Raw genomic sequence first — 15,735 nt, 5'->3', positions numbered from 1 at the left:
ATGTTAAGTTTGAGCTTAAATTTTGTCCTATAAGAATGAAGCGACGATGTATCAACCAACGCATTTTAAACATGATGAACTCCCTGATCTGATTGATCTTATGCGTAAGTATGCTTTGGCGACAGTAATACTGACTGCACCCAATGGTGAGTTGGAAGTGAATCATTTACCACTAGAATATGACGCTGAGTCAGGCGAATTGGGCATATTGCGCGGTCATATTGCCAAGGCTAATCCAATGTTTGAATTGCTAAATCAGTCAGCGCAAGCCTATGTGATTTTTCATGCCGATGATGCATATATTTCGCCAAGCTGGTATGAGGGAAAACAGGAGCATCATCGCGTTGTACCGACATGGAATTACCGCGTGGTACATGTCAAAGGCAAGATACGTAAAGTTGCAGATGAAAAATATATACGAGGTGTTTTGGCTCGATTGACTCGACAACATGAAGCTAGCCAACCCGTGCCATGGAAAATGGGTGATGCACCGAATGATTTTATTGCAGAACAACTGGAAAAAATTGTAGCAATTGAAATCGATATTCAGTCGATGATCGGGAAATTTAAATTGTGTCAAAATCGCAGCGCTATAGATGCGATGAATGTGGAAAAAGCTTTGGAAAGGTCAAATGCTGAAATGGTTGAGTCGATCAAAAAATTTTATCCCATGAAATAACAGGCTAAAAAATCATGCCCAATAGGATTGAAACTGAACGTTTATGCATGAGAAAGTATCAGTTAGGAGATGAAATTTCATTATTTGATACATATTTTTCGAATATAGAAGCAACTCGTTATCTGCAGCGGTTACCACATTTAACGATTCAACAGACCAAGAGTGTTTTAGAAAAGTGGGCGGATCATTGTTGGTCGACAGATAATCCTGATTTTGCATGGGTGATTAGTGATAAGAATACGCAGTTAGCGATGGGCTTACTGTATTTCTTCAATCAAGAAAACCATGGAGAAATACATTTTGGGTTAGGGGTGAATTTTCATGGTTGTGGTTATATGACTGAGGCCTTAATTGGGGTAATTAAGTATTTAAAGCAGAATCATGTCACGAATGTTGTTTCATCTTTTTGTGCTGAGGAACATCTAGTATCACAAAATGTCTTAATGAAGGCAGGATTTAAACAAGATAAAGATACAACGCATTGGGCTACATTTCCAATGCTAGACGATCAGCTCCATTCTTGTTTTACATATCGAATGGAATTATGAGATTATGAATAAGTAAATATGCTTATGATTTTTTGAAAAAGTTGCACCCAGTGTTTATGTAATAAGAGCAGTAAAATAAAAAAATGCCCGATAAATCGGGCATTTTTGATTTTGTGTATTTAATTAAGCTTGGTTGGTAAAGTAATCTTCAGAGAAGTTCATGATCACTTCAGAACCTGCTTTCACTTTAGCAATGCGTAAAGCCAATTCAGGCAAAATACGCTGCGTGAAGTAAAGAGTCAGTGCAAGTTTGTTTTGGTAGAACTCGCCATCTTTGTCTTTTGCTGCATCTGCAATGCGGGCAAACATATAGGCAAAGCTGAGTAGGCCTACAGCATGTAAGTAATCAACTGCTGCTGAGTTCGGGAACTCAATGTTTTCACGAGCAGCTTCGAGTACATATTGAGTCACTGCTTCAACTTCAGCTGCTGCATCTAATGTTGCATCTTTAATGTAGTTCAAGCTAGCATCTAAGTTGTTTGTAAAATCACGGATTTCTTGGATATATTCAGCAATGAATTCACCATTGCACTTAATGGTTTTACGACCAATTAAGTCTTGAGATTGAACGCCGTTGGTCCCTTCGTAAATCTGTGCGATACGCAGGTCACGAATACATTGTTCCATACCCCATTCACGAATAAAGCCATGACCACCGAAGACCATTTGCGCATCGAGTGTTGCTTGGAAAGCTGTATCTGTTAAATACGCTTTCGCAATCGGTGTTAATAGCGCAACACGGTTATTGGCTGCTTTGACTGCTTCTGGGTCAGTAGAGAACTTGGTAATGTCTAATTGTTGACCGACATAAACCGCAAATGCACGAGACGCTTCATTGTTGGCACGTGCGTTCAGCAACATACGACGTACATCACCATGAACTAAGATGCTGTCTGCAGGTTTTGCAGGTGATTGAACGCCAGAAGCGCTGCGACCTTGTAAACGATCAGTCGCATATTGCGCTGCATTTTGATAAGCAAATTCAGAAGCACCTAGGCCTTGAATACCCATAGACAGACGTTCGTAGTTCATCATGACGAACATCGCTGCAAGGCCTTCATTTTCTTTACCAACCAGGTAGCCTTTCGCGCCATCAAAGTTCATCACACATGTTGCAGACGCTTTGATCCCCATTTTATGTTCAATTGAACCAGGGCCTACAGCATTACGCTCTCCCAATGACCCATCTGCATTCACCAAGAATTTTGGTACGATGAATAGTGAAATTCCGCGTGAGCCCGCAGGCGCATCAGGCGTTTTCGCTAAAACTAAGTGGATGATATTTTCAGAAAGGTCGTGGTCACCGCCAGTGATGAAGATTTTCGTACCTGTAATGTTATAAGTACCGTCTTCATTACGTTCGGCTTTAGTTTTGATAATACCTAAATCTGTGCCTGCATGCGGTTCAGTTAAGCACATGGTGCCTGACCATTCGCCTGTATACATTTTTGGCAAATAAGTTTCTTTTTGCTCTTGTGATGCATAGCTGTTTAATGCCATGCCTGCACCTACAGAAAGAAGCGGGTAGAGCATGAATGATGGGTTGGTTGCAAACAGCATTTCGTCAGACAGAACAGTCAGCATTTTTGGCATGCCTTGACCACCCCATTCTTCATCTGCGCCTAGACCAATCCAACCGCCTTCTGCATATTGTTTAAATGCTTCTTTGAAACCAGCAGGAGTCGTGACATTGCCATTGCTATAGGTTGCGCCTTCTTCATCACCTGTACGGTTTAAAGGATGAGTGACGTTTTGCGCAAATTTTGCCATTTCTTCAAGAATGGCTTCTGCAGTAGCAGCATCAACGTGAGCAAGATTTTCGTTGTTTTGCCAGAATTGTTCTGCTTTAAAAACATCATTTAAGATGAATTTCATATCTGCAAGCGGCGCATTATAAATTGGCATGTTCGTTCACCTGTTTATTGTTTGAATCTGTGGACTTGGGGCAATTTGTATCGACATAAAGCGTGGAGAAAATTGACCAAAGTAAAATTATGAGACTATTTATAAAGAAAAAGGACTGCCAATGCTATGACCGTCCTTTCTCTATTTCTGCACTCAAGAGTACAATTTTTTGAATATGTTTTAGATATTCACATTAGAATGCAAAGTGTTCTGCATCCAATGCCATAAGAGGATCTAGGCCACCTGCGATCACTTCTACATGAGAGCGAACGCGCGGTAAGATTTTCTTGAAGTAGAAGCGAGCAGTCGTTACTTTCGCATTGTAGAAATCAACATCTGTTGTTCCTGCAGCTAAAGTTTCTTGTGCAACTAGCGCCATGCGAGCCCATAAATAAGCAAGCGTTACATAACCAGAGAAGTAGAGGTAATCGACTGCAGCAGCACCCACTTCTTCAGGGTTTTGCATTGCTTTCATACCAATCTGCATGGTTAAGTCGCCCCATTCTTTGTTTAGCGCAGCAAGCGGCTCAACAAATTCTTTCATGGCAGCGTTGTCTTTGTTAGCTTCAACAAATTTATGGATGATCTTGGTGAAGTCTTTCAACATTGCACCTTGAGTACCCAATACTTTACGGCCTAACAAGTCAATTGCTTGAATTTCAGTCGTACCTTCGTACAAGCAAGAGATACGTGTATCACGTACGATTTGCTCCATACCGTGTTCTGAAATGAAGCCGTGGCCACCAAATACTTGAACACCGTGTTTTGCAGATTCAGAACCTGTTTCAGTCAAGAATGCTTTAGCAATTGGAGTTAATAATGACAAGATATTGTCAGAGAACTTACGTTCTTCTTCAGTTGCACCTTGTTCCACGATATCGGCATGGAAAGACAATAAGTAAACCAGAGCACGACCAGCTTCAGCAAATGATTTTTGCGTAAGCAGCATGTTGCGCACTGCAGGGTGCACGATAATTGGATCTGCTTCTTTTTCAGGTGCTTTAGGGCCTGAAAGTGAACGCATTGCCAAACGGTCTTTTGCGTAAGCAAGTGCACCTTGGAAAGCGCCTTCAGAAGCTGAAAGACCTTGTACAGCAGTACCGATACGTGCAGTGTTCATGAATGTGAACATGCAGTTTAGACCGCGGTTTTCAGGGCCAATCAAGAAGCCTTTTGCGTTATCAAAGTTGATGACACAAGTCGCGTTACCATGGATACCCATTTTGTGTTCAATCGAACCACAACGTACCGCATTGCGCTCACCAATTGAGCCATCAGCATTTACATTGAATTTAGGTACGATGAATAATGAAATACCTTTCGTGCCTTTTGGTGCACCTGGAAGACGAGCAAGGACGATATGGATGATGTTTTCAGCCATGTCGTGTTCACCAGCAGAGATAAAGATTTTCTCGCCAGAAATTGCATAGCTGCCATCCGCTTGTGGTTCAGCTTTAGAACGGATAATACCTAAGTCAGAACCTGCATGAGATTCTGTTAAGCACATCGTACCTGTCCATTCACCTGAAACAAGTTTAGGCAGGTAAGTGTCTTTTTGTTCTTGAGAACCGTGATGTTCTAATGTGCGGACAGCACCGTGAGACAGACCAGGGTACATACCCCATGCCCAGTTCGAAGTACCCACCATTTCTGAAATGATGTTACCTAGTGAAACTGGTAGACCTTGACCGCCGTATTGTTCTTCAGCAGATAAAGATGGGAAACCCAGTTCGATATATTTTTGATACGCTTCTTTAAAACCAGTTGGTGTTGTTACAACGCCATCATTCCAAGTACAACCTTCACGGTCGCCGACTTGGTTAAGAGGAGAAAGTTCATTTTCACAGAAGTCAGCAGCAGCTTCTAGATATTGGTCAACCAACTCACGACTTACGGTGTCTGAAAATGCAGGCAGTTGTGCATAGTGATCTTCTGCTTTTAAAAGTTCATGCAGAACAAATTGCATATCACGTAAGGGCGCTTTGTATTGTGGCATATCGTTTTCCTCAATACTGGTTTCTACCAGCGTTAGTAATCCTAAATAACATTTGAACGTGTCTTCAATGACACGTATTGGAATGGTTCTAATCGTGCAACATCTTCTTATTGGGTACAAGCATTTCAGGGTGATTTGTTGGTGACTGTAAAGTCAAAGAAATATCCCTTGAAAAAGCTAAGTGCATTGAGTGTAAACGCTTTTAGATGAAAATGAATGACACAAATAGTCAAAAAGCGTAAAAAGATATGTCCAATAAAAAAGGCACTCATGGGAGTGCCTTTTTTAAGCAATGATATTGCGATCTAAGTTTGGATTATTTTACTGGTGCTGGCGTTGGGGCAACAGGGGCTTTAGGTTGGAAGCGCACTTCACATTTACCATTGATTTGCTGTTCGCCAACTTTAATGGCAACCGCACTGCCATCGGTTTTGCCTTGGCATGCTTTCATAATGGCTTGTTGCTTCGCTTGGCGTTCAGCTAAACGTTGATCAAACTGTTTAGTCAGTTCTGCACGTTTTGCATCAGTCAGTGGCTCACTGCGTTGCATCTGACCACGCATGTCGCCACGCATTGGACGATGTTCACCGCGCATTGGTTTGTGTTCACCACGTGCTTTTTTCATGTCTTGACGGTCTGCTTTGAACACCATGGTACATGTACCATCAATGTTTTTATCGCCAGCTTTTACTTGAACTGTTGAACCTGTAGCCTTGCTATTACAAGCTTTTTGCATATCAGCAAACACTTGACGTTGCTCGGCACGCATTTGTTTAAAATGTTCACGTTGCTCAGGTGACATACGACGATCTTGATCACCATGATGTTGTTTCATCATACGGCCATGATCGTTATCTTTTGGTGCGGTTGTCGATTGACAGGCAGTTAATGCACCCATGCTCAGTACGCTTGCACCGATTAAAGCAATTTTGGTCATTTGTTTCATAGTCTTTACCCCACCAGATTAGATCTTTTTCCGATGGTTAAAGATTAAATAATAAAGATGTAGAAACAATGGAGAGTTTTTTAGTTGCGTGTTCGCTACAATAATGAATATAGAAGAAAAATGAGAGCTCTCTTTTGAAAATACGTCGTATCCCGATTGCCCTACGCTTGTTTCTGACTGTGCTGTTGACGACGCTCGTCATCACAACGGTAAGTCTTGGCGTTTTGCATTGGAATATGCAGCGTAATTTCACCAAATATGTGGCCGATGTCGAGATGCAAAAGCTTGACCATGTCATTGAAAATTTAGCCGATGTGTATACGGTCTATCATGATTGGGGCAATGCGATTCAGGCACAGATTCTGCAAATTGAAGGGCAGGCAGCGCCAGATGACTATGATCGTCTCTCTCGGTGGTGGCTACGTCGTCAATATGACATTGCATTGCAGCAGCGCTATTTCCAAGATCATAGTTTAAATGCAGCATCGATGCTGGCAACACCACAGCAAACGGCAGAGCAAAAAATTGAAGAGCTGAAATGGCTGGAACAAAACTTACCATCTGAGTTCCAACCCTTTGAAGGTTTAAAATTTCCTTTAAGTACGAACCAAAATGTATTCCGTCCAAAAGAGTCGAACACGGATGAAAAAGATGCAGATCAATCCTCACAAAGTAACAGTAATAATGGTGGTAAGAAACAATTTATCCAAATGCCTGACCGCTTGGGCTTGAGTTCGCGTTTATCTTTATATGATGCACATCGCCAATTTGTTGTGGGTGAGCCGACAGATGAACAAATCTCTTATCGTCCGATTATGGTGAATAATCAAATCGTGGGATATTTGGGGCTCAAACCTGTCCTCGATCAAGATGATGCGATCAGTATTAACTTCTTTAGTAAGCAAAAACGTTATTTATTATTGGTTTATGCACTTACGTTTATTGCAAGTTTGATTGCAGCATTGTTATTGGCAACATACTTTAAAAAACCGATTCAGCGTTTGTTAATGGGAACACGTGAATTAACCAAGGGCAATTATCAACATCAAGTTGCAGTGAACCGTAATGATGAGCTTGGTGATTTATCGAATGAATTGAATCAGTTGGCCGTAATTCTCGATCAGCATGAAACGTCACGTCGTCAATGGGTGGCCGATACTTCACATGAATTAAAAACACCTTTAGCAGTATTACAGGCACAGATTGAAGCGATGCAAGATGGCATCCGCAAACCAACGCCTGAACATTTTACTTCGATGCTGAATCAAGTGAGTAGTTTGAAAAAATTGACCAAAGATTTGGCAGATTTGGCGCAAGCTGATGCACAGCAATTAAATTGTTATCTCACTACGATTAATCCGTGGGATGTCGTTGTGCAGGAAGTTGAAAGCTTTAAGCCGAAGTTTGAGCAAGCAGATTTGAAAATTACCGCAATGGGCGAAGGGACTTCATTACAATTAGATATAGACCGTTTTAAACAGATTATGGTCAACTTATTGGGTAACAGTATTCGTTATACGGAAGCTGGTGGTGAAGTGCATGTTCATACTGAGCAAGATGAAACCCAGTGGACCGTGTATGTTGATGATAGCCCATTTGGTTTAACTGATGAACAGTTGGCACGTTTAGGTGAGCGTTTCTATCGTGTGGATGATTCACGTACGCGTGCAACTGGTGGTACAGGATTAGGATTGGCGTTATCCGTAAAAATAGCTAGAGCATTGGGTGGAGAGTTGAGTTTTGATCATTCTCCATTGGGCGGTTTGCGTTGCAAATTGACATTTCCCAAACAGATGAAATATTAAAAGGAAGCATGCATGAAACATATCATGTTGGTTGAAGATGAAGTGGAACTTGCACAGCTAGTGCGTGATTATCTAGAGGCTGCAGGCTTTGAAGTCAGCATGTTTCATGATGGTCAAGAAGCCTATGAGAGCTTCACGCAGCGTAAGCCGAGTCTAATGATTTTGGACCTAATGGTGCCACGTATGGATGGCTTAACCATTTGCCGTAAAGTCCGTGAGCAGTCTGATTTGCCGATTATTATGGTGACTGCACGCACTGAAGAAATTGACCGTGTATTGGGGCTTAATATGGGTGCTGACGATTATGTCTGCAAACCGTTTAGTCCGAAAGAATTGGTGGCACGTGTGCAAGCAGTATTACGTCGTTTAGAACGTAAAGCAGAGCCAGAGGTGAATGATTTATTCCGTATGGACAAAGCACAGCAACGCATTTGGTATCAACAAAAAGCGTTGAGCTTAACGCCAACAGAGTTTCGTTTACTAGAGTTGTTTTTAGAGCATGTAGGGCAGGTGTATTCACGTGCGCAATTGCTTGATCATATTAACCCAGACAGTTTTGAAGTGGCTGACCGTGTGATTGATAGTCATATTAAAAATTTACGTCGTAAGATTTCAGATGCAGCGGAAACCGGCAACCGTCATGAGTGGATTCAAGCCGTGTATGGCGTTGGTTATCGTTTTGAATATCCAGAAGATTAAAATAGATTGTAAATACTATAAGGACAGGCTTCGGCCTGTTTTTTTTGCTACGTGTATAGCTAGTTGCATTAATTTTAAATACAAGAAGAACCGAAAGCCATAAAGATATAAAATGTGAAATTTGCGCATTTAATGAAAATTGGTTATTATTTTGCTGGAATTTTAACCAGTATGTTTGGGCTGGCAGAGTTCAATGTAGACATAACAATTTTTAAAAATGGAACAGCCAGAGGGCAGAACAGATGAAAAATAGCGCTTTTGTAAAAATAATAATGGTCACGGGTGTCTTGGGTTTAACGGCATGTGGTGGTAGTGATCGTGACGAGACAGGGAGTGTACCGCCAGAGCCAGTTGCCGATGCTATGGTACAAAAGAGCGTAGAAGAGCTGACTTTATTAGATGTGAATAATCTTGCTTTAAATGCTGCGTCGATTCAGATTTTAAGTGATGAAGAATGGCAAAAAGTACAAGCAGGCAGTCCGAAAACAGCAACAAATACAATCACAGCAGATGATTCTGAACAGTTCTTTCCACCGATCAATAGTTTACCGACAGCAACTCATTTTAAAGGTCAAAGTTATCTTGCCAATGCTCAAGGCATCGTTAAACTGCCTAAATTGGCTACAGGCACATATTATGTTTTGGTCACTAAAAATGGACAGTCTGCAGTTTCGGCATTCTTGATCCATCCTAAAAATACCAATAAGAGCATTGTGTTGAATGTGGTTCTCAACTGCTTAGACCAAGACTGTCAGACACTAAGTGATGCACCAGTCAATGATGCAGTGGTCGGAACATTGTCTGGTCAAGTGATTTTTAAAGGGAAGCCTTTGGCGAATGCGCAAGTGTCATTGTCTGGCGGTACAGCGACCAATGGCGCATTTGTTAGTGCTTTGACTGATGCCAATGGATATTTCACGCTTTCATTTAATGTATCCAGTGCGCTGCTTGAAGCATTGAAAAATGCCACGCTCACTATTAACGGTGCAGGAATTAATACTATTACGAAAAAAGTTACGGTCATTGCTTCTTCTGCATCGGGCTATCAATTTGAAGTGCTGCCTGAAACGGCATCTGCAGATGTGGTATGGCGTGAAACTTTTGAAGTGGACTCTGCAACCCGCAATGCATGGACAAGGTCGCAACCAAGTGTGGCTAATGTCGACTGGCAGTTGCTAAACAAAGGTCACAACATTCGTAATAATCAAGTAAATCAGCGTGTGCGCTTAGCGCCGAATGATCAGAGCCAAGGCAAGGTGCCTGAGCCACTGCAAGGCAATACAGCATATTGGTATGGTGACAAAGTAAATGGTAATTTTATTGGCGCTTTAAGTGATTCATCCACGGCTCTAGAGTTTGATGGCGGCACCTCGCAGTATGACAATAGGGGTGAATTGATTTCACCTGCCATTAATCTAAGCCAGTATCAGGCGCCTTTGAGTTTAAGCTTTAAAACATGGTGGGAAATTGAGTCGGTCAATCCAAATAATCAGGGATTCGATTTGATGAATATTTTAGTTTCTACCGACGGCGGCAATAGCTTTAAGACTTTGGCTCGTTTAAACCCGCTGGCAGATCCATCCTCTGCATATGAGCGCGCGCCGATTCCATACAGTAATTTAGGCTTTAACCTCGCACCGGCTGCTGTTCAGCAAGAAGCAATTTCATTAGATGAATATGCAGGCAAGGCCAATGTTCAGCTGAAATTCCAATTTAGAACGGTCGATGGACTTTATAATGGTTTCCGTGGCTGGATGATTGATGATGTGGTGATTCAGAAAAAAGCCGGAACTTTCCCATTATTTGATGGTGTGAGTTTTGATGAAAATTCAGATAGTTTCTCTCAGGACTATAGTGGCTTCGCTGCAAAACAAGCGGGCACTGTGCTGAAAAGCACGAAGAGTTATGCACGGTGGGCTGATGTTCCACAGCGTAAATAACGATTTACATGACACCGCAGCATAAATAAATAGGTTTAGACGTACTGCATTCACTATCAATCATCCATCAAGTGAAGTGAATGCTAAAAAGCAGCTCTCTATTGAGGGCTGTTTATATTTAAAGGGACAATATATTCAGCCACTTAAGTATGCTGGCAGCTAAATTTTCTGGCTGTTCTAATAGAACCATATGGCCTATATTGTCCATCCTATCAAGTTGACTATGTGCTATAGATTGATGCAGCTCACGTACTGTATTCCATAATGATTCATACAGAAATGATCTGCGAATATTTGGCTGCAAAGAGCTGCACAGGCTACAATCCACTTTTTTATAAGATGAGAACGTGTTGTGAGCAGCGAAATGCCTCAACTGCAGCGCCGATTAAAGAACCGTCATATTCAGCTGATTGCAATGGGTGGCGCAATCGGGACAGGGCTATTTTTAGGCTCTGCGCATATTATTGAGTCGGCTGGACCATCGATAATTCTGGGCTATTTGATTGGTGGTTTGATTGCTTTTCTGATTATGCGCCAGTTGGGCGAGATGATTGTACAAGAGCCAGTCACAGGTTCATTCAGTCATTTTGCTTTTAAGTATTGGGGCAAGTTTGCGGGCTTTTTAACGGGCTGGAACTACTGGATTCTGTATATTTTAGTGGTGATGACTGAGCTGACCGCGATAGGCAAATATGTCAATTACTGGTGGCCGCATGTGCCTGCTTGGGTTTCAGTTTTGGTGTTTTTTGCTGTGATTACGCTAGCCAATTTAGCCAATGTCAAACTGTATGCAGAATCTGAATTTTGGCTGTCGATGATTAAGGTTGTGGCGATTGTTGCCATGATTATTTTTGGTGTGTATCTGCTACTTACAGCAGGCGCAGATTCTACCGCTTCGATTAGTAATTTATGGGTACATGGCGGCTTCTTCCCGCACGGTTTTGAAGGCTTATTCTACATGCTGGCCTTTATGATGTTTGCTTTTGGCGGCATTGAATTAATCAGCATGGCGGCGGCTGAAACTGAAAATCCTGATCAAAATATCCCGAAAGCGGTGAATCAGACCGTAATCCGCGTGTTCTTATTTTATATCTGTTCTTTGGCTGTATTGCTGTCGCTGGTGCCGTGGAACCAGTTGAAACTTGGCGGTCTGGATCATAGTCCTTTTGTGATGATTTTTAATCAGATGGGGATTGATTGGGCGGCGCATTTGCTGAATTTTATTATTTTGACGGCATCCGTTTCGGTCTGTAATAGCGGCATGTATGCCAATAGCCGCATGCTGCTCGGTTTGGCAGAACAGGGCAATGCGCCAAAAGCATTTAAACAGGTGAATAAATACGGTACGCCGATTGCTGCAGTTTTATTTTCTGCTTTGCTGATTTTTGGCTGTGTGCTGCTGAATTACTTCTTGCCTGAAAAAGCATTGAGTTATTTGATTTATATCGTGGTGAGCGCTGCGGTGCTGAATTGGATGCTGATCAGCTTGATTCACCTGAAGTTTAGAAAAGCGATGCAGCAGCAGGGCATACAAACTAAGTTTCCTGCTTTATTTGCACCGTTCACCAACTACTTTGTTTTGGTGTTCATGCTGATGATTTTATACATCATGTGGAATCAGGGCTTTATGCTGTCGGTGCTGATGCAGCCCGTATGGATTTTACTGCTGTATGTGCTGTTTAGAGTGATGCAAGCGAAGAAGGTTTAATACTATGAGGGCTTAGGGACGAGCCTTTGTTCATTGCCACTAAAGAATGATTTTGAAAATTCTGACAAAATACGCAAATTGAGTGAGTATTAATATAAAGACTGCTCTAGTGTATTAAATTCTAGGACAGCTTTTTATAAGAATATGATTTGTATTGGATAAAATAAATTATTTCGTATAACGTGTATTATGTTAATTTTATGAAATTTAAATAACGGATTTTAAATAAATATCCAGAATTGAATATATGAAATAAAGTACTGCACCTAAAAAAAGAAACATTTTCTGCCATTTACTTGTTGATGTTAATTTATTTGCTGCATTTTCAAAATTCTTAACTAATAATTTAGCTTCATCCATAGTACTAGACTTTTTAGATAATAGACTTAAGTATTCAGAATTAAATTTTAAAAAATTTGCCTTATGCCCTAATTGAGCAGATCCGAAAATGAAACTTAATGCTAAAAAAAGCAATGATCCTATAATTAACCAAATTAAATCACTCCAAATGACCTGCTTTAGCTGAGTCAAAATAAAACCAATTGAAGCTGTTGCTGCTGTAAGAAACATAAAAGTAGTTTTTTCAACTAAAGCTGTATGTTGTTTGTGTAGCTCAACTTGTTTAGAATTATCATCCATAATAAATTATTAAAATTCTTAATGTTAAGAAAAATATTAACATAAAAAATCAGGATTAAACGAGACTAATAAATAATAAAGTTTCTAACTCGTTATTTTATAAACAGTGGGGCACCAAACAACTATCTAATTAACATAATAGTGATTATTTGAAATTCTCAATATTAACTTAATTGTAAGGGAAGTGTTATCTAAACACTTCTCAGCAATTCAATCCTCTGCCGTTGTCCTTTCTTTAACTTCGACACCACCAATTCATAAGAATTTAGCACCAAATCTTGCAGCAGTTCTTCTTCCAATTCTTCATCTGCAAATACAGAAATCCAATGCTGCTTATTCATATGCCAACCCGCACGAATAAAGGGATAAATATCTCTAAACATTGCGCCATTGTCTGGCAGCACTTTTAAATTGATCGCTGCTTTGCCTTCTAAATGAAAACTCAGCATAAAAACCTTATCCATCACTTTAAACACATCACAGCCTTCACCAAAAGGCTGGCTGCACGTGGTTTCTGGCAGGACTAAGGCTGTCTTCGCAGCTACAGCATGTAATGCAATCATAGGGGATACCCAAAAATAAGCCTGAGCGTTAAAGCCTAAGGATGAATATTAATCGCTGTATCATTATTCACCAGTTGCCAAATTTCATCCATATCAATATTGCGCACTGCAATACAGCCCCAAGTCCAATCTTTTTGTGGGAAATACGTCATCAGTTGTGGTGCAGCTTTCATTTGTAAACTGGTCGCCGAACCATGAATCATAATGTCACCACCTGCAGAAACCCCTAGATTTTTAGCCTTCTGTTTATCGGCCGCATTGGGGTAAGAGATATGCAAAGATTTATAAAATGCGCTTTGCGGATTGCGCCAATCTATATGATAAGTTCCTTCTGGCGTCTTGCCATCACCTTCTTGAACTTTATGCCCAAGCGGTTGAAAACCCAGACGCATCGGGTAACGCCGAATGACCTGATCCTGATGTTTTAACTCTAAATAACGCTCAGCTTTATGTACCTGAATATTGTCGATCGGCGTTTCTGTGCGAATTTTTTGAATTTGTGCATCGCTTAATTCAGGTGGAAAGGCCAGTACATTGGTAGGTGTAGGTAGATATTTTTCAAATTTTTGATAGGCAAAGTAGGCTACCGCAATACAGAAGAGGGTAGCGAAACTAAAAATGGCGATACGTTTTCTTGTCATTATTTTTGAGAGGATGAAGTGCTTTCGCAGTCCATCGATTTCTGAATTGTGGATAATGTTTAAATTATCCACAATTTTGATTCGAGTGAAATGTGGATTTGTGGATAATTTTTTAAGACGAGCAGCTGACCATCACTTCAGGCACATCACTTGGCAAAGGTCCTAAATCTTCTGTTGTCTCCAGTTCAGGCTGTTTAATAAATGGTTTACTGAGCAATGTAAATAAACGTTCTACCTCTGAAAAATCATTGCGTTCAGCAAGCTCAATCGCCTTTTGCGCCATATGGTTACGCAAGATATATTGCGGATTGGCCTGTGCCATTTCCGCATCTAAAGCATCGGTGTCCTGATGTTCACGGATACTTTCATATTGTGCCAAGAAACCTTCAAAGGCGCGGCGGTCTAAGCAGTCATCTTTAATGGCTTCATATTCATGATTTTGCAGACGAATAAAGCTTTGCGTGTAGTCCAGCTGTTCACTTTGCAGAATACGCAAAAAGGCCATGGCGCAGTCAAAGCTGTCTTTATGGAAACTTGGCAAACCCATTTTCTGAGCTAAGCCCAATTTATAATGTTCCAAGAAGGTCGGTTCATAATGCTCTAAGCACTTAGCTAAATCGTCTTTCCATTGTTCTTTGTCATAATTCGCAGGGCAGAGCGGAATGAGATTATTCAGCCATTGCCATAAATTCCAATGCCCAATGCTCGGCTGCTGCTGATAGGTATAGCGGCCTTGGTAATCCGAATGGTTATTGATCCAGTTTGGGCGGAAGCGCTCCATAAATCCATAAGGTCCAAAATCGAGCGTTGAACCAGTAATATTCAGATTGTCAGTATTCATCACGCCATGTGCGAAACCAATGAGCTGCCATTTGGCAATCATCACTGCGGTACGCTGAATGACTTGAGTGGCAAAAGCTAAAATCGGTTGTTCGGCATCCAAGCATTCAGGGTAGTGCCATTCAATGCATTTTTGCGTGAATTCATGTAGTAAATCACCCTGATATTGATTGATCCATTCAAAATGTCCCAATCGGATATGACAGTCAGATGTACGTAGCATCATCGCACCGAGCTCGAGTTTTTCACGCTGTACGCCTTGTTCAGAGCTGGTAAAACCCATGGCATTACTTGATGCAACACCTAAGCTGTTCAGCGCATGTCCTGCAAGATATTCCCGAATTACTGAACGTAGCACCGCACGGCCATCACCCATGCGTGAATAAGGCGTAGAACCTGCACCTTTGAGATGGAGGTCAATGGTTTGCCCATGTTTATCTACTATTTGCGCAATCAATAAGCCGCGACCATCGCCCAATTGGCCGGCCCATTGACCAAACTGATGACCAGCATAGACCATCGCTAGCGGCTCAAATTCCTCAAAGGTTTTTTGCCCACTGCAAATCTCTACCCATTGAGCTTTATCTTCATCCGACCATTGTAACTGTTCAGCCAAAGCAGCATTGAAATGTCCTGCTTTTGAACCTTTTAAGGGTACAGGCTGCTGATAATGGTACAAGCGAGGTGGCAGGGTGGTATATCGGGCATTGAACAGCATAATGATCTTTAAAAATTCAAATTATGTTGAAACTATAGCAAAGACCAGATAGAAAAACTGTAGCTTAAAATGATAAAGCCTCCACAAGGGAGGCTATATCATTTGAGA

General features: G+C 41.2%; 13 protein-coding genes. 6 read left to right on the top strand and 7 right to left on the bottom strand.

The window, feature by feature from the left end:
- Window positions 1–46: 46 nt before the first annotated feature.
- On the top strand, window positions 47–679 hold the full coding sequence (locus FTU29_RS11170) for an FMN-binding negative transcriptional regulator (RefSeq protein WP_180121869.1): 633 nt from the start codon (window positions 47–49) through the stop codon (window positions 677–679).
- A gap of 14 nt (window positions 680–693) precedes the next feature.
- Entirely contained in the window at window positions 694–1,227 is a 534-nt protein-coding gene (locus tag FTU29_RS11165) for a GNAT family N-acetyltransferase (protein WP_180121867.1), read from the top strand.
- 123 nt (window positions 1,228–1,350) lie between these two features.
- On the opposite strand, the gene FTU29_RS11160 is transcribed toward FTU29_RS11165, so the two are convergent.
- The 3 genes from FTU29_RS11160 to FTU29_RS11150 form a co-directional block, all read right to left on the bottom strand.
- On the bottom strand, window positions 1,351–3,132 hold the full coding sequence (locus tag FTU29_RS11160; protein ID WP_180035826.1) for an acyl-CoA dehydrogenase C-terminal domain-containing protein: 1,782 nt from the start codon (window positions 3,130–3,132) through the stop codon (window positions 1,351–1,353).
- A gap of 193 nt (window positions 3,133–3,325) precedes the next feature.
- On the bottom strand, window positions 3,326–5,128 hold the full coding sequence (locus tag FTU29_RS11155) for an acyl-CoA dehydrogenase C-terminal domain-containing protein (RefSeq protein WP_078194152.1): 1,803 nt from the start codon (window positions 5,126–5,128) through the stop codon (window positions 3,326–3,328).
- A 316-nt stretch (window positions 5,129–5,444) separates the two neighbouring features.
- On the bottom strand, window positions 5,445–6,074 hold the full coding sequence (locus FTU29_RS11150) for a hypothetical protein (RefSeq protein ID WP_180121865.1): 630 nt from the start codon (window positions 6,072–6,074) through the stop codon (window positions 5,445–5,447).
- A 134-nt stretch (window positions 6,075–6,208) separates the two neighbouring features.
- Here FTU29_RS11150 and baeS point away from each other — a divergent pair, with 134 nt between their 5' ends.
- The 4 genes from baeS to FTU29_RS11130 all read left to right on the top strand — a co-directional run bounded on the left by baeS (window position 6,209) and on the right by FTU29_RS11130 (window position 12,226).
- Window positions 6,209–7,879 carry a sensor histidine kinase efflux regulator BaeS gene (gene baeS, locus FTU29_RS11145; RefSeq protein ID WP_180121863.1) on the top strand — a complete coding sequence of 557 codons (1,671 nt, stop codon included), beginning with the start codon at window positions 6,209–6,211 and terminating at the stop codon, window positions 7,877–7,879.
- A 12-nt stretch (window positions 7,880–7,891) separates the two neighbouring features.
- Window positions 7,892–8,578, top strand: coding sequence for a response regulator (locus FTU29_RS11140; protein WP_111885370.1), 687 nt, complete (start codon window positions 7,892–7,894; stop codon window positions 8,576–8,578).
- Window positions 8,579–8,820: 242 nt separating this feature from the next.
- Window positions 8,821–10,518, top strand: a complete 1,698-nt coding sequence (locus FTU29_RS11135; protein ID WP_180121861.1) for a carboxypeptidase regulatory-like domain-containing protein — start codon at window positions 8,821–8,823, stop codon at window positions 10,516–10,518.
- Window positions 10,519–10,870: 352 nt separating this feature from the next.
- Window positions 10,871–12,226 carry an amino acid permease gene (locus FTU29_RS11130; protein WP_180024537.1) on the top strand — a complete coding sequence of 452 codons (1,356 nt, stop codon included), beginning with the start codon at window positions 10,871–10,873 and terminating at the stop codon, window positions 12,224–12,226.
- Between the two features lie 207 nt (window positions 12,227–12,433).
- Here the strand turns inward: FTU29_RS11130 and FTU29_RS11125 are convergent, their stop codons facing one another.
- The 4 genes from FTU29_RS11125 to FTU29_RS11110 form a co-directional block, all read right to left on the bottom strand.
- Window positions 12,434–12,865 carry a hypothetical protein gene (locus tag FTU29_RS11125; protein ID WP_180010991.1) on the bottom strand — a complete coding sequence of 144 codons (432 nt, stop codon included), beginning with the start codon at window positions 12,863–12,865 and terminating at the stop codon, window positions 12,434–12,436.
- Window positions 12,866–13,056: 191 nt separating this feature from the next.
- The gene (locus FTU29_RS11120; protein ID WP_218954884.1) at window positions 13,057–13,428 is read right to left on the bottom strand and encodes an MmcQ/YjbR family DNA-binding protein; all 372 of its coding nucleotides are present in this window, start codon (window positions 13,426–13,428) and stop codon (window positions 13,057–13,059) included.
- Between the two features lie 35 nt (window positions 13,429–13,463).
- Window positions 13,464–14,069 carry a murein L,D-transpeptidase family protein gene (locus tag FTU29_RS11115; protein ID WP_180121859.1) on the bottom strand — a complete coding sequence of 202 codons (606 nt, stop codon included), beginning with the start codon at window positions 14,067–14,069 and terminating at the stop codon, window positions 13,464–13,466.
- A gap of 112 nt (window positions 14,070–14,181) precedes the next feature.
- Window positions 14,182–15,627 (bottom strand): YdiU family protein, encoded by a 1,446-nt coding sequence (locus FTU29_RS11110; protein ID WP_180121857.1) that lies wholly within the window; start codon window positions 15,625–15,627, stop codon window positions 14,182–14,184.
- Window positions 15,628–15,735: the final 108 nt, after the last annotated feature.

This window comes from Acinetobacter sp. YH12086 (assembly GCF_013419345.1).
GTDB classification, from domain to species: domain Bacteria; phylum Pseudomonadota; class Gammaproteobacteria; order Pseudomonadales; family Moraxellaceae; genus Acinetobacter; species Acinetobacter amyesii.
This window is presented reverse-complemented; position numbering and strand designations above follow the sequence as displayed.

Excerpts from the sequence above, each read along its gene's own strand:
- FTU29_RS11120 (WP_218954884.1), bottom strand. The coding sequence starts at position 13,428 with ATGATTGCATTACATGCTGTAGCTGCGAAGACAGCCTTAGTCCTGCCA.
- FTU29_RS11165 (WP_180121867.1), top strand. The coding sequence starts at position 694 with ATGCCCAATAGGATTGAAACTGAACGTTTATGCATGAGAAAGTATCAG.
- FTU29_RS11110 (WP_180121857.1), bottom strand. The coding sequence starts at position 15,627 with ATGCTGTTCAATGCCCGATATACCACCCTGCCACCTCGCTTGTACCAT.
- FTU29_RS11140 (WP_111885370.1), top strand. The coding sequence starts at position 7,892 with ATGAAACATATCATGTTGGTTGAAGATGAAGTGGAACTTGCACAGCTA.
- FTU29_RS11150 (WP_180121865.1), bottom strand. The coding sequence starts at position 6,074 with ATGAAACAAATGACCAAAATTGCTTTAATCGGTGCAAGCGTACTGAGC.
- FTU29_RS11125 (WP_180010991.1), bottom strand. The coding sequence starts at position 12,865 with ATGGATGATAATTCTAAACAAGTTGAGCTACACAAACAACATACAGCT.
- FTU29_RS11170 (WP_180121869.1), top strand. The coding sequence starts at position 47 with ATGTATCAACCAACGCATTTTAAACATGATGAACTCCCTGATCTGATT.
- FTU29_RS11135 (WP_180121861.1), top strand. The coding sequence starts at position 8,821 with ATGAAAAATAGCGCTTTTGTAAAAATAATAATGGTCACGGGTGTCTTG.
- FTU29_RS11155 (WP_078194152.1), bottom strand. The coding sequence starts at position 5,128 with ATGCCACAATACAAAGCGCCCTTACGTGATATGCAATTTGTTCTGCAT.
- FTU29_RS11160 (WP_180035826.1), bottom strand. The coding sequence starts at position 3,132 with ATGCCAATTTATAATGCGCCGCTTGCAGATATGAAATTCATCTTAAAT.
- FTU29_RS11115 (WP_180121859.1), bottom strand. The coding sequence starts at position 14,069 with ATGACAAGAAAACGTATCGCCATTTTTAGTTTCGCTACCCTCTTCTGT.